This window comes from Kineococcus vitellinus (assembly GCF_009906315.1).
In the GTDB taxonomy this organism is placed as follows: domain Bacteria; phylum Actinomycetota; class Actinomycetes; order Actinomycetales; family Kineococcaceae; genus Kineococcus; species Kineococcus vitellinus.
On sequence record NZ_JAAALL010000116.1, the window covers coordinates 1 to 12,806 of the forward strand.

Here is a 12,806-nt window from a genome sequence, read left to right on the forward strand (position 1 = left end):
CCGCTGGCCGCCCGGCTGCCCGGCTCGCTGCGCCGCGCCGAGGACGCCGTCGCCGACGCGCTGGCCGAGGCCGAGCGGGCCGCCGGGGTCCTCGCGGCCCGCGTCGCCGACGAGCAGCGCGCCGAGGCCCGGCGCGAGGCCGAGCGCGCGGGCGCGGGAGCCGCGTGGTGACCCGCCTGGTCGAGATCAACCCCGAGGCCGTGCGCGGCGTCCAGCGCGACGTCAGCGCCACCCGCGACGCCCTGCAGAGCGGACTGGGCCCGCTGCGGCGCGCGGCCGCCGACCTCGGCGTCGCCCTCGGCGGCTTCGACGAGGCCCTGGGGGTGGCCGACCGGCTGGGCACCGCCGTGCTGCCCGTGGTGCGCGAGCACGCCCGCCGCGCCGAGGACCTCGCCGCGCTGCGCTGGTCCGGCGACTTCGGCGCCACCATCCCCGTCGTCGACGTCGAGGCACCGGGAGCGGGCGGGGCGGGCACCGCGCCGCACCTGAGCGCCACCGCCGGCGGCACGCGGGTGAGCTGGGCGGCGACCTCCGCGCAGGAGGAGGCCGCCGACGCGCACGAGGCCGCCGCCGCGCGCAGCGTCTCCGACTGGTTCGGCGACCGCTGGTCCGACCTGACGGCCGCCGTCGACGAGGGCGCCGACCGGATCGCGTCCACGCTCTCCTCGGCGTGGAGCGCCACCCGCGACGGCGTCGCCGAGGCCGTCGGCGCCATCGGCGACCGGTGGCGGGAGAGCACCGCCGCCGCCGGCGCCTGGGTCGACGGGAACCTCGACGGCGTGCGCGACTGGATCGGCGAGCACGTCGGCGCCTTCCGCTGGCTGGCGCAGGCGCTGCGCGTCGCCGGCTGGGTCGTCGTCGTGGTGGGCGTCGTGCTCACCGTCGCCGGCGCCGTCGTCGGCGCGCTGGGCGGAGACGAGGGTGAAGCCGGCGACCTGCTCGACACCCTCGCCGACTGGGGCGAGGGCACGATCGACGGCCAGGAGCTCGTGCAGCGCGGTGCCCTGGAGCTCGGCACCGCCGCGAGCACCTGGCTGGGCGTGGGGGCGGTCGTCAAGGGCGGCCAGGCGCTGCTGCAGCACCTGCCCCCCTCGTGGGTGGCGCGGGCCGGCGAGTGGCTGCGCGAGCTGACCGGCCGGCGCACCGACCCCACGCGCAGCGGGGCCGGGGCGGGCAGCGGCTGGGTGCGCGGCGGGGAGGTCCGGCTCACCGAGCGCGAGGAGGCCTACGGCCTGGACGTCGGCGACGGCGGCAGGGCCGAGCAGGCCGACTCCCTCGTCAAGGACGTCAGCCCCTCCGTGGCCGCGCTGGGCGGGGACCCGGCGCGGCGGTGGGGCGTCGACCCGGTCAGCGGGGACCCGCTGACCCAGGCGGAGTGGGCCGCCCGCTACCTGCGCGAGGACGGCTCGATCCGCTGGCCACCGGACGGCGGCGCCGTCGCCCGCAGCCGGGTCTTCTACGACGACCCGGCGGCGTTCACGAAGGCCTACGGCGACGCCTTCGACCGCATCGGCGGGGAGGGGGGCGGTTTCCTCGGCGTCCCGCCGGGGACCCCCTACGCGCAGCGCTCGCTGGCGCCGTACTCGCTGGGGGCCGACGCGCACGCGTACACCTTCACCGGCAAGCTGCCGGAGGACGTCCGCATCGAGGTGTCGAGGATCGCGCCGGCGTTCGGGCAGCCCGGCGGCGGGGTCCAGGCCCGGTTCGTCGACCCGCACGGCGAGGAGTACTCGGTGGAGTGGCTGAAGGGGAAGGGAGTGCTCCGGTGAACGGACCACGGATCGACGGCGCCGTCGCGCGCTTCGCGCAGGAGGCCGGCACCCCGCTGGAGGAGCGCGCCGGCCGGGTGGAGTTCGGCGACCCCGAGGTGCGCCACACCGTCTCCCGCGAGGGGGAGGACGTGGTCGTGACCCGCAGCAGCCGCGGCCGCGAGCAGGTGGAGCTGCGCACGGACCACGCGGGTGCCGCCGACCGCTACCTGCTGCACCTGCTGGGCTCGTCCTGGCGCTCGGCGCGCTCGCTGCCGAACGCGCTGTTCGACGACCTGCCGCCCCTCGGGGAGGGCTTCAGCACCACCCGGCCCGAGCGGGCCCGCGTGACGCTGCACTGGCGGGAGGGCGGCCGCGGCTTCAGCGCCGCGCGCCTGCGACCGGACGAGGAGAAGGTGCTGGCCCACCTGCTGCGGCACGCCACCTCCGAGATCGAGGACGCCTACCGCGACACCAGCGGCCGGCGGCCCCTGCCGCTGCCGACCCCGCCGGGGCGGTGACCCGGTGCGGCGCCGACCCGTCGACGACCCGGCCGCGACACCCGTCGCCGTCGTCGGCGACATGTTCGACCTGTACCTCAGCGACTTCGACTACGACGAGGCCGTGGTGCACCTGCGCACCCTGGGGCTGCGGCGCCCGGACCTGCTGCGCCGCTACGTCGACGCGCTGGAGTCCCTCCTCGCCGATCCGCCGCCCCTCGACGCGACGCTGGTGTGGCTCGTGGAGGGGAACGCGGGCACCAGCCTGGACGAGGCCACCGACGCGTGCGCGCTGGCGTGGATCCGCGCCTTCGCCGACGACCACGTGCGCCCGCTGGTCCGTGAGCTGGAGCGGGAGGGGCGACTGCCCTGACGGCGCCGCCCCTGCCGCTCCCGCAGCCGCGCTCAGGAGCCCGTGCGCTCCAGCACGACGACGGGGATCTCGCGCGAGGTCCTCGTCTGGTACTCGTCGTAGTCCGGCCACACCTCGGCCATCCGCGCCCACATCGTGGGCTTCTCCTGCGGCGTCGCGACGCGGGCGCGGGCGCGGAAGCGCTCGCCCTTGACCTGCACCTCGACGTCCGGGTCGGCCTGCAGGTTGAGGAACCAGGCCGGCGGGGCGTCGGTGCCGCCCTTGGAGGCCACGACGAGGAGCGCGCCCTCGTGCTCGCGGAAGATCAGCGCGTGCGAGCGCTGCTCGCCGGACTTCCGGCCCTTCGTGAACAGGAGGAGGATCGTCGTCCCGTTCTTCCAGAGGTAGCCGTCCTCGCCGTCCGTCTCCAGGTAGCGGGCGACGTGCGGGTCGCCGTGCAGGTCCATCGCGGTGCTCATGCCCCGACTCTAGGCCGGGTCGGCGGCCACCCGCCGCCTAGGATCCGCCCGTGCAGCTGCGACCCGGACACGTCCTGGACACCACGACCCTCGACGTGCCGGTGGAGGCGGTCCCCGCCGAGCAGGTCCTCGACGGGGCGCCGGCCACCGGCGCGGTCGAGCTCGGCAGCGTCGGCGGCGTCGAGCTGGGCGTCTGGGAGATGACCGCCGGCGGGATGCGCGACGTCGAGACCGACGAGGTGTTCGTCGTCGTGGCCGGCCGCGCCGAGGTCGTCGTCGAGGGCGAGGACGGCGACGGCCCGCCGCTGCGGCTGGCCCCCGGCACCGTCGGGCGCCTGCGCGCCGGCACGCGCACCCGCTGGAGCGTCACCGAACCGCTGCGCAAGGTGTACCTGCTGGGGCGCTGAGGCCCCGGCGCGGGTGCCGCTCAGCCCTTCACGGCGCCCGAGAGCATCCCGGCGATGAAGCGGCGCTGCAGGAACAGGTACAGCACGACGATCGGCAGCGCGACGATCGTCGCGGCCGCCGCGAGCAGCTGCACCTGGGTGGTGTGCTGGCCCTGGAAGAACGCCAGCCCCAGCGGTGCCGTGCGCCAGCCCTCGCCGGAGATCATCACCAGCGGCAGCAGGAACTCGTTCCACGTCCACATCGCCACCAGCAGGCCCATCGTCGCCAGCGCGGGGCGCGCGTTCGGCACCAGCACCCGCCACAGCAGCACCCGGTCGCCGGCGCCGTCCAGGCGCGCGGCCTCCAGCACGGAGACGGGGAAGGAGCGGAAGTAGTTGCGCATCCAGAACGTGCCGAACGCCAGCGACTGCGCGGTCTGCGGCAGCAGCAGCGACCAGTAGGTGTCCGTCAGCCCCCACCCGCGCAGGTCGTGGTAGAGCGGGATGACGAACGACTCCACCGGCAGCAGCAGCCCGAGGAGCACGACGTAGAAGAGCACCGAGCGGCCCGGGAAGCGCATCGTGGCGAACGCGAAACCCGCCAGCGTCGACAGCAGCCCCGTCAGCAGCACGACGCCCGCGGCCACGAGCACGCTGTTGACCAGGTACCGGGAGAACCCGCCCTGCTCCCAGGCCTGCGCGAAGTTGCCCAGCGACAGGCGCGAGGGCAGCTCGAAGCCGACGCGCAGCTCGCCCTCGGGCGTCACGGCCGACAGCAGCACCCCCAGCAGCGGCACGAGGGTGAGGACGGCGAACACCGCGAGCAGGACGTAGTTCGCGGTGGCCTCGGCCCGGCTGATCCGCACCTCAGTCCTCCTCGGCCGGCTGGACGCGGGCGATGACCAGCGACACGAGCAGGATGAGCAGCGCCAGCACGATGCCGATCGCGCACGCCGAGCCGACCTGGTTCGTCTGGAACGCCCGCTCGTAGGCCAGGTACGCCGGCACGGTCGTCGAGTCCCCCGGCCCGCCGCGGGTGGTGACGTAGACGAGGTCGAAGGTCTTCAGCGCCGCCACGACCGTCAGCGTGAGCGCCACCGCGATCTGCCCGCGGATCCCCGGCAGCGTCACCGCGAGGAACTCCCGCAGCAGCCCCGCGCCCTCCAGCCGCGCCGCCTCGTACAGCTCGCGGTCCACCTGCGCCGCCCCGGACAGGAACAGCACCAGGCACAGGCCCGTGCCGACCCAGCTGCCCACCAGGCCCACCGCCGGCAGCGCGGTGCCGAAGTCCCCCAGCCAGGAGCGGGCCGCCACCTCCAGCCCCACGGCGCGCAGCACCTGGTTCAGCAGCCCGTCCGGCGCGTAGATCGCCAGCCAGGAGGTCGCCACGACGACGGAGGCGACGACCTGCGGCAGGAACAGGACCGCCCGGAAGAACGCCAGCCCCCGCAGCCGCGCCGCCCGGCCCATGACCGCCGTCAGCAGCAGGCCCAGGAGAACCGGCAGCAGCGCGAAGAAGACGATGAGCACGAGCGCGTGCCCGAACGCGGCGCGGATGCGCGGGTCGGTCGCGATGTCGACGTAGTTGTCCAGGCCGACCCAGGTCGCCAGCGACAACCCGTTCCAGTCGAAGAAGGAGATCCACACGCTCTGCCCCAGCGGGTAGAGCAGGAAGACCCCCAGCACGGCCAGCGCCGGCGCCAGGTAGAGGTACGCCTTCCACTGCCGCCGCGGGCGCGGTCCCCGCCCGGGAGCGGACCGCGCGCCACCGCGCTCGCGGGCGAGCGCCCGGTTCCCCACGGCCACCGCTCAGCGGTCCTGCTGGAACGACTCGTAGTCCGCCTGCAGCGCCTGCGCGAACTGCTCCGGCGTGGACTGCCCGCCCGTCAGCTGCTGCACCGCACCGGTGAGGGTGTCGTAGAACGTCGGCGTGGCGTAGTCCAGGTAGGGCACCAGCCCACCGCCCTCGCTCACGGCCTGCCAGCCGGCGGCGATGTCGCCGGCCAGCGTCCCCTGCGGCGCCTGGTAGCCCTCGGGCGCGACGGCGGGCAGGTTGCCGGTGTCCACGAGGACCTGGCTCGCGGCCGCGTCCGTCACGAAGTCGACGTAGGCCGCGGCGGCGTTCGCGTTCGCGGTCCCCGCGGTGATGGACCACGCCAGCCCGACCCCGCCCAGCGTCTCCGGGGTGCCACCGGCACCCGAGAGCGCCACGAAGCCCACGTCGTCGCCCATCGCCTGCTGCAGCGTCGCCAGCTGCCAGGTGCCGTTGAAGAGGTGGACGCCCTCACCGCGGGCGAAGCGGGCGACCGCCTCGTCCTCGCCGATGCCGTTGTGGCCCTCCGGCAGGTAGCCCGCGTCCGCCCACTCGCGCAGCGTGCTCGCGGCGCGGACCACGTCCGGGTCCGTCCAGGCCCCGCCGGCGCTGGAGACGAGGTCGGCGGCGGCCTTCCCCCCGGCCGTCGCGGCCAGCACGGCCCCGAAGAGGTGGATGCCGGGGCTCTTGTCGGCGTCGCCGTACTGGATCGGCAGCTGCCCGGCCGCGGCGATCGCCGGCAGGCTCGCCGCCAGCTCCTCCAGCGTCGTCGGCGCGCTCAGCCCCAGCTGCTGCAGCAGGCCCTTGTTGTAGTAGACGCCGACGATCTCGCCGGTGGAGGAGACGCCGTAGAGGTTCCCCTCCCGCCACGTGCGCCCGTCCTCGCTGAAGGAGTTCAGGCTGAGCAGGTCGGCGGGGAAGCGCTCCTGCCACCCGTAGGAGGCGTCCCACGGGCCGACGGGCTGCAGCAGGCCGGCCTCGACGAAGGCGCCCATGTCCGGGTAGCCCTGGTTGGCCTGCACGACGTCGGGGGCGTCGTCACCGGACAGCGCGAGCCGCAGCGTGGTCTTGAGGTCCTCGAAGGAGCGGCTGACGCGCTCGATCGTCACGTTCGGGTACTGCTGGGAGAACCGCTCGTTGAGCTGCTGCGTCGCCGCGTCGATGCCCTCGTCGGTGTTCTGGTCCCACACGGTGAGGGTGATCTCGCCCAGCGAGGCGATGTCGGTGGACACCGGCGCCGAGCTCGTCGTCTGCGCGCCGCCGCCGCTGCCGCCGGAGGAGCCGGGGGTGCAGCCGGCCGCGCCGGCGGCTCCGGCCGCGGCGAGCCCGAGCAGCACCGATCGCCGGGCCGGGGGGTTCGAGCGTGCGGTCACTGGTCCTCCTGGAGGTCTCGGGCACCGGCCAGCGCCCAGTCGTGGATGACGTCGAAGTCGCCGTCGGGTCGGCGCTCCCGGAGGAAGGAGAGCACGTCCGCGGGGTGCGGTGCGCTCGCGGCCCCGCCCAGCGAGCGCACGGACAACGACGCCACCAGGCCCGCGAAGCGGACGCGGGTGGGCAGGTCCCAGCCGAGCGTCGTGGCGCTCATGAGGCCGGCGACGAAGACGTCGCCCGCACCGGTGGGGTCCAGCGCCGCCACCGCGACCGCGGGTTCCTCCACCTGCTCGCCGGTGGCGGCGTCGACGGCGAGGCTGCCCCGCGCGCCCCGGGTGACGACGACCGTGCCGACGCGGTCGGCGAGGAGCTTGGCGGCGGCCGCGGCGTCGTCGGTGCGGGTGTAGTTCACCGCCTCGACCTCGTTGGGGACGAACACGTCGACCTGCTCCAGGCGCTCGAGCACCAGCGGCGACCACTCGTGGCTCGCGTCCCAGCCGACACCGCCGAAGACCGTCGTGCCCGCCGCGCGCAGCCGGGAGACCCACTCGGGCAGCTCCTCGGCCAGCCCGACGTGGCAGGTCGTGGCGGTCGGCAGCCGCCCGGGCCAGGTGGCCGGGACCCGCGTGCCGGGTTCCTCGTAGGTGATGAAGCTGCGCTCGTGCTCGTCGGTGACGGCGACCGTGACGGCCGTGCGCGCGCCGGGTGCGCGCCGCAGCCAGCGCAGGTCCAGGCCCGGTTCGGCGGCCAGCAGCCGGGTGAGCTCGTCGCCGAAGACGTCGCGGCCCACCACGGCCAGCAGGCCCGTGCGGCTGCCGAGGCGCGCGGCCGCGACCGCGCGGTTCGCCGTGCCGCCCGGGCTGAGGACGAAGCCGTCGGCGAACACCTCCGCGCCCGGCGCCGGCAGCGAGGACCCCGAGAACACCAGGTCGCAGAAGAGGCGGCCGGCGAGCAGCACGTCGAGGTCGGCCACGGCGCTCCCTCCTCCTCGGACCGCCGTCGGTCGACGGCACGGTCCGGCGAGCATGCCCGCCGCTGCACGCTCTTGCAAGGCGTTGCACGCGCCGCGCGTGTTCCGGGCCCGCCTCGTGCTCGACCTTGGCGGGGTCTGCGCGACGTTGCTACGGTCGCCGGGTGATCTCGAGCGAGCGGCGTCGACGCATCGTCGCCGCCGTGCACGCCGACGGCGCGGCCAGCGTCCGGCGGCTCGCCGAGCAGCTGCAGGTGAGCGAGTCCACCATCCGCCGCGACCTCGAGCACCTCGACCGCGACGGCGAGCTGCTGCGCACCTACGGCGGCGCCCTGGCACCCGGCGGCGGGCAGCGCCCCCGGGCCGCCGACGCCGGGGAGTCGCCGTTCGCGGTGGAGCGCGAGCAGCACGTCGAGCTCAAGGAGCGCGTCGCGGCGCGCGCCGCCGGCCTCGTGCGCGACGGCGACGTCGTCGTCCTCGACATCGGCACCACCACACCGCTCGTCGCCCGGCACCTGCGCGGCCGCGACGTCACCGTCATCACCTCCAACCTCGGCGTCCTCGACGAGCTGCGCGGCGACGGGGCGGTGCGCCTCGTCGTGCTCGGCGGCGTCCTGCGGCGCAACTACCAGACGCTCGTGGGCTCGCTCGCCGAGGCCGCGCTGCGGCAGGTCAACGCGGACCTGGTGCTGCTCTCGTGCACCGGCGTCAAGCCCAACGGCCGCGTCGTGGACAACATGGCGGTCGAGACGCCCGTCAAGCAGGCGATGATCGAGGCGGCCGAACGCCGCGTGCTGCTGGCCACCGAGGTGAAGTTCCCCGGGCAGGGGTCCTACCGGCTCTGCTCCCTCGCCGACGTCGACGTCCTCGTGACGACGGACGGTGCTCCCGAGACCACGACGAACCTCTGCCGGGAGGCCGGCGGGAAGGTGATCAGAGCATGAAGCTGTGCATCCTCGGCGGCGGCGGGTTCCGCACCCCCTACGTCTACCAGGCCCTGCTGCGCGACGAGGGGTCCCCGCGCGTGGAGGAGGTGGCCCTGCACGACGTCGACACCACCCGGCTCGAGGGCATGGTGCGCATCCTGCGCCAGCTGGCCCAGGGGTTCCCGGACGCCCCCCGCCTGGTCCCCACCACCGACCTGTCGGCCGCCCTGGCCGGCAGCGACTTCGTCTTCGCCGCCGTCCGCATCGGCGGGCTCCGCGGCCGCTGCTGCGACGAGCGGGTCGCCCTCGACCGCGGCGTCCTGGGCCAGGAGACCACCGGGCCGGGCGGCATCGCCTACGCGCTGCGGACCGTGCCGTTCATGCTGGACGTGGCGCGGCGCACGCGCGAGCTCGCCCCGCAGGCCTACTTCCTCAACTTCACCAACCCGGCCGGCATCATCACCGAGGCGATGCAGTCGGTCCTCGGCGAGCGCGTCCTCGGCATCTGCGACACCCCCTCCGGGCTGGGCCGGCGCATCGCCGGGCTGCTCGGCCTGGACCCCGGGCGGGTCCAGGTGGACTACGTCGGGCTGAACCACCTCGGGTGGATGCGGCGGCTGCTGCACGACGGGGTGGACGTCCTGCCGCGGCTGCTCGCCGACGACGCGGCGCTCGACGTCCTGGAGGAGGGGGTCGTCTTCGGCCGGGACTGGCTGCGCACGCTGGGCGCGGTGCCCAACGAGTACCTCTACTACTACTACTCCAACCGCGAGGCGGTCGCCTCCATCCGGGCCGCGCAGGAGACGCGCGGGGAGTTCCTGCTGCGCACCCAGGGCAGGTTCTGGGAGGACCTGCAGCACGCCGGCGACGGCGCCGCGCAGCTGTGGCGGGACACCGTGAGCGCGCGCAGCGCCAGCTACATGGCCGAGGCCAAGGGCGGGGAGCAGGGCGCTCCCGCGCACTCCGAGCAGCCCGAGCTCGACCCGGCGCAGCAGGGCTACGCCGGCGTGGCGCTCGCCGTCATGGCGGCCGTCAGCCGCGACGAGCGCGCGACGATGATCCTCAACGTCCGCAACGGCGGCACCATCGCCGGGCTGCCCGACGACGCGGTCGTCGAGGTGCCGACCACCGTGGACGCGAACGGCGTGCACCCCCTGACCACGTCCGCACCGGACCTGCACCAGCTGGGGCTCATGCAGCAGGTCAAGGCCGTCGAGCGGCACACCATCGCCGCCGCCGTCCACGGCGACCGGCAGGAGGCGCTGCGGGCCTTCGCCCTGCACCCGCTCGTCGACTCCGTCGCGGTGGCCCGCGAGCTGCTCGACGGCTACGTCGAAGCCCTCCCGGAGGTGGCGCAGCTCTTCCGCTGACTCAGGTCAGGCCGTAGCGGGCGCGCCAGGCGGGGTCCGCGGCGGCCCCCCAGCTGCCGTCCGGGTTGGGCGTGTTCTCCCGCGCCAGGTCGCGCGCGAGCCGGTCGATGACGTAGGCCAGGTCGATGCGCGTCAGCACGCTCTGGGGCAGGGCGCGCTCGCCGTGGACGGCGCCGACCAGCGCACCCGTGACGGCGCTCACGGCGACGGGGTGCGGTGCGCCGGCCGCCAGCGCCAGCGCGGCGGGTGCCTGCCGGCGGCCGGGGTGGCTGAGCAGGCAGTAGGTGGCCGCCCACAACGTCGCACCGGAGGACCCGTCGTGGGCACCGGAGCGCAGCACCACCCGCGAGGCCGGGGCCTCGCGGGCGGCGCGCACGGCGTCGTCGGCGACGGCGACGGCGCCGAAGTCGACGCCCTGCAGGATCGCCGTCCGGATGCCCTGCCCGACGGCGAGCACCGCGTCGCCGGTCTCGAGGGCGGCGCCGGCCAGCAGGACGGCCAGGGCCGCCGGGCCGAAGGAGCGCTGACCGTGGGTGAGGGCCGCCGAGTCGATGGCCGAGGCCACGGCCGTCGCCGGGTCGCGCACCACCTGCGCGGCCAGCGGCAGCGCACGGGCCAGGGCGTGCCAGCCGTCGGCCGTCGTCACGGGGTCGGTGCGCGTGCCACCGCTCCCGGTCGCGAGACCGCGGACGGTGTCGGCGGCGCTGCCCGCCGTGCTCGTCAGCAGCGGCACGTCGTCGAGCCACGCCGCCCCGTCGGCCGCCGAGCGGCCCGAGGACCACACGCGCGCCCACCGGCGGTAGGCCTCGAGCAGGTCGAGGCGCGCGTCGGCCGAGCCGGTGACCGAACGGCGCAGCGACGTGCGGATGCTCGCGGCGGCCGTGAAGCAGGCGAGCTGCGTGGCGACGCCGTGCTGCAGCACCCCACCCGTGACCGGAGCACCGGTCCCGAGCACCTCGCCCACGGCGAGGCCGTGCAGCAACCCGCGCACCCGCGGACCCGCCTGTGCGGTGCCCGCTCCCGGCGGGAGCGCTGGTCCCGCGTGCCGTCCCTCGTCCACGAGGAGGAGTTCGACCCCTCGGGGTCGCGGGTGGAGGCGGGGACGCCCGAACCACCCGGTTGGCTGCGGCCGCCCGGCGGGTGCGCCGGTGCCCCTCACCGGGGCCGCGGAACCGCCCGCTCGGCCGCCTCGTAGTCGCCGGCGGCGGCCGAGAGCCGGCCGGCGAGGTCCTCCAGCCCCTCGCGGGCACCCTGCGCGGCCCACCCCAGGGTGTCGAAGAACGCGTGCACCGCGTCCAGCGCCCGCCCGCAGGACCAGGCCGACGCGGCGTCCGCGGCGCCGGCCAGGGCTCGGTCCCGCGCGCGGGCGGTGGCGGCGTCCGCGCGCAGGGCCGCGGCCGCGGCCTGCAGCTCCTCGGTGGTGACGGTGACCCGCACGGTGCGGCTCCTTCCTCTCGGCAGCGACGCTAGCGAGCCGCCGGAGCCGGGAGCCCGCTGTCCACAGCTCTCCGCCTCGGAGCCGACGTCCACGAGGGAGTACAGTTGAAGCTGCAATCACTTGGAGGACTGATGCCGCTGCCCGACCGTCGCCTCGACCTGGGCTTCCTGACCTTCGTCCCTGACCACGGGGGCCCGGGTGGTCCCGCCGCCGCCCTGCGCGACGGCCTGCGCCTCGTGCAGCACGCCGAGGGCCTGGGCTACGACTCCGCGTGGGTGCGGGTGCGCCACCACGAGCCCTTCCTGTCCTCCCCCATGACCTTCTTCGCCGCGGCCTCCCAGGTGACGGACCGGATCCACCTGGGCACGGGCGTCATCCCCATGCGGTACGAGGACCCCGTCCGGCTGGCGGAGGACGCGGCGACGGTCGACCTGCTCAGCGGCGGCCGCTTGGAGCTCGGCCTCAGCAACGGCATCCCCCCGCTGGCAGCCAGCCTCGACGTCATCCACGGCGCGTCCCCGCGCGGCTTCGCCGGGGAGGCCCAGCACCGCCTCGAGGTCCTGCGGGCCGCGATCGCGGGGCAGCCGCTGGCCAGGGCTGCCGCCCAGTACATGGACGTCCCCGCCGGCGGTGAGCTCGTCGTGACGCCGCACGCGGCCGGCCTCAGCGACCGCCTCTGGTACGGCGCCGGCAGCGAGCGGACCGCCGTCCGCGCCGGCGAGCAGGGCTTCGACCTGCAGGTGTCCACCCTCAACACCGAGGAGACCGGGGAGGCCTTCGACGTCGTGCAGGCGCGTCAGATCCGCAGCTACCGCAAGGCGTTCGCCGGTGCCGGTCACGAAGGACGACGCAGGGCGCGCGCGTCGATCGGGCGCATCGTGCTGCCCTTCCTGGACGCCCGGGACGAGCAGGTGCACCACGACTTCGTCGAGGGGTACCGCGCGGGGATGACCGACGACGGACGACCGACGGGCGACTCGCCCTTCCCCGTCCGCTACAGCCCGATCCTCAGCGGCGACCCGGACTCCATCGTCGAGCGACTGCTGGCCGATGCGGCCCTGCCGGAGACCGACGGCCTCGTCATCGTCCTGCCCGCCGAAGGCGACGTCACGGCCCACGAGCGGGTGCTCACGATCGTCGCGGAGCGCGTGGCGCCCCACCTCGGCTGGACGGCGGCCTGAAGCACGCCGCTCCCGCGCATCGTCCGCAGCGCTGTGGACGATGCCGGGCCAGTCGGACATGCCCCACGCGAAGATGCACCGGACATGGGTGAGGGCCCGCACCCCCCACCAGGGGGTACGGGCCCTCACACCACTCCACACAAAGGAGTGGCCGGCGGTGTCCTACTCTCCCACCCAGTCTCCCGAGCAGTACCATCGGCGCTGGTGGGCTTAGCTTCCGGGTTCGGAATGAGACCGGGCGTTTCCCCACCGCTATGACCACCGGACCACAC

At 75.4% G+C, this 12,806-nt stretch carries 14 protein-coding genes and 1 rRNA gene; 7 read left to right on the forward strand and 8 right to left on the reverse strand.

Annotation, left to right across the window (positions count from 1 at the left end):
• Positions 1 to 167 precede the first annotated feature (167 nt).
• Genes GTQ99_RS11775 through GTQ99_RS11785 form a run of 3 tightly spaced genes read left to right on the forward strand, consistent with a single transcriptional unit; the run spans position 168 to position 2,621 of the window.
• Positions 168 to 1,769, forward strand: a complete 1,602-nt coding sequence (locus GTQ99_RS11775; RefSeq protein ID WP_166615924.1) for a glycohydrolase toxin TNT-related protein — start codon at positions 168 to 170, stop codon at positions 1,767 to 1,769.
• Positions 1,766 to 2,269: a hypothetical protein gene (locus tag GTQ99_RS11780; RefSeq protein ID WP_166615925.1), complete on the forward strand. Its 504-nt coding sequence runs from the start codon at positions 1,766 to 1,768 to the stop codon at positions 2,267 to 2,269. The genes GTQ99_RS11775 and GTQ99_RS11780 overlap by 4 nt, the downstream gene beginning before the upstream one ends.
• A 4-nt stretch (positions 2,270 to 2,273) precedes the next feature.
• Positions 2,274 to 2,621 carry an acyl-CoA dehydrogenase family protein gene (locus tag GTQ99_RS11785; protein WP_166615926.1) on the forward strand — a complete coding sequence of 116 codons (348 nt, stop codon included), beginning with the start codon at positions 2,274 to 2,276 and terminating at the stop codon, positions 2,619 to 2,621.
• Positions 2,622 to 2,653: 32 nt separating this feature from the next.
• Here the strand turns inward: GTQ99_RS11785 and GTQ99_RS11790 are convergent, their stop codons facing one another.
• Positions 2,654 to 3,079 carry a nitroreductase family deazaflavin-dependent oxidoreductase gene (locus GTQ99_RS11790; RefSeq protein WP_166615927.1) on the reverse strand — a complete coding sequence of 142 codons (426 nt, stop codon included), beginning with the start codon at positions 3,077 to 3,079 and terminating at the stop codon, positions 2,654 to 2,656.
• A gap of 50 nt (positions 3,080 to 3,129) precedes the next feature.
• Here GTQ99_RS11790 and GTQ99_RS11795 point away from each other — a divergent pair, with 50 nt between their 5' ends.
• Positions 3,130 to 3,486, forward strand: a complete 357-nt coding sequence (locus tag GTQ99_RS11795; RefSeq protein ID WP_205707289.1) for a cupin domain-containing protein — start codon at positions 3,130 to 3,132, stop codon at positions 3,484 to 3,486.
• Positions 3,487 to 3,506: 20 nt separating this feature from the next.
• Here GTQ99_RS11795 and GTQ99_RS11800 read toward each other — a convergent pair whose 3' ends face one another.
• From GTQ99_RS11800 to GTQ99_RS11815, 4 genes are read right to left on the reverse strand one after another with little or no spacing between them, the layout of a single operon-like run.
• Entirely contained in the window at positions 3,507 to 4,331 is an 825-nt protein-coding gene (locus GTQ99_RS11800) for an ABC transporter permease subunit (RefSeq protein ID WP_166615928.1), read from the reverse strand.
• A gap of 1 nt (position 4,332) precedes the next feature.
• Positions 4,333 to 5,271, reverse strand: coding sequence for an ABC transporter permease subunit (locus tag GTQ99_RS25115; RefSeq protein ID WP_205707290.1), 939 nt, complete (start codon positions 5,269 to 5,271; stop codon positions 4,333 to 4,335).
• 3 nt (positions 5,272 to 5,274) lie between these two features.
• The gene (locus tag GTQ99_RS11810; protein WP_166615929.1) at positions 5,275 to 6,651 is read right to left on the reverse strand and encodes an extracellular solute-binding protein; all 1,377 of its coding nucleotides are present in this window, start codon (positions 6,649 to 6,651) and stop codon (positions 5,275 to 5,277) included.
• Positions 6,648 to 7,622: a PfkB family carbohydrate kinase gene (locus GTQ99_RS11815; RefSeq protein ID WP_166615930.1), complete on the reverse strand. Its 975-nt coding sequence runs from the start codon at positions 7,620 to 7,622 to the stop codon at positions 6,648 to 6,650. Before GTQ99_RS11815 ends, GTQ99_RS11810 begins: the two co-directional genes overlap by 4 nt.
• A gap of 161 nt (positions 7,623 to 7,783) precedes the next feature.
• On the opposite strand from GTQ99_RS11815, the gene GTQ99_RS11820 reads away from it, so the two are divergent.
• Positions 7,784 to 8,563 carry a DeoR family transcriptional regulator gene (locus tag GTQ99_RS11820; RefSeq protein WP_166615931.1) on the forward strand — a complete coding sequence of 260 codons (780 nt, stop codon included), beginning with the start codon at positions 7,784 to 7,786 and terminating at the stop codon, positions 8,561 to 8,563.
• On the forward strand, positions 8,560 to 9,915 hold the full coding sequence (locus tag GTQ99_RS11825) for a 6-phospho-beta-glucosidase (protein WP_166615932.1): 1,356 nt from the start codon (positions 8,560 to 8,562) through the stop codon (positions 9,913 to 9,915). The genes GTQ99_RS11820 and GTQ99_RS11825 overlap by 4 nt, the downstream gene beginning before the upstream one ends.
• A 1-nt stretch (position 9,916) precedes the next feature.
• Here the strand turns inward: GTQ99_RS11825 and GTQ99_RS11830 are convergent, their stop codons facing one another.
• Both GTQ99_RS11830 and GTQ99_RS11835 read right to left on the reverse strand, forming a co-directional pair.
• Positions 9,917 to 10,906 (reverse strand): ADP-ribosylglycohydrolase family protein, encoded by a 990-nt coding sequence (locus tag GTQ99_RS11830; RefSeq protein WP_166615933.1) that lies wholly within the window; start codon positions 10,904 to 10,906, stop codon positions 9,917 to 9,919.
• 164 nt (positions 10,907 to 11,070) lie between these two features.
• The gene (locus GTQ99_RS11835; RefSeq protein ID WP_166615934.1) at positions 11,071 to 11,352 is read right to left on the reverse strand and encodes a WXG100 family type VII secretion target; all 282 of its coding nucleotides are present in this window, start codon (positions 11,350 to 11,352) and stop codon (positions 11,071 to 11,073) included.
• A gap of 132 nt (positions 11,353 to 11,484) precedes the next feature.
• Here GTQ99_RS11835 and GTQ99_RS11840 point away from each other — a divergent pair, with 132 nt between their 5' ends.
• Positions 11,485 to 12,534, forward strand: coding sequence for an LLM class flavin-dependent oxidoreductase (locus GTQ99_RS11840; RefSeq protein ID WP_166615935.1), 1,050 nt, complete (start codon positions 11,485 to 11,487; stop codon positions 12,532 to 12,534).
• 149 nt (positions 12,535 to 12,683) lie between these two features.
• Here the strand turns inward: GTQ99_RS11840 and rrf are convergent.
• Positions 12,684 to 12,800 (reverse strand): 5S ribosomal RNA (gene rrf / locus GTQ99_RS11845).
• Positions 12,801 to 12,806 lie beyond the last annotated feature (6 nt).

Excerpts from the sequence above, each read along its gene's own strand:
- GTQ99_RS11790 (WP_166615927.1), bottom strand. The coding sequence starts at position 3,079 with ATGAGCACCGCGATGGACCTGCACGGCGACCCGCACGTCGCCCGCTAC.
- GTQ99_RS11825 (WP_166615932.1), top strand. The coding sequence starts at position 8,560 with ATGAAGCTGTGCATCCTCGGCGGCGGCGGGTTCCGCACCCCCTACGTC.
- GTQ99_RS11840 (WP_166615935.1), top strand. The coding sequence starts at position 11,485 with ATGCCGCTGCCCGACCGTCGCCTCGACCTGGGCTTCCTGACCTTCGTC.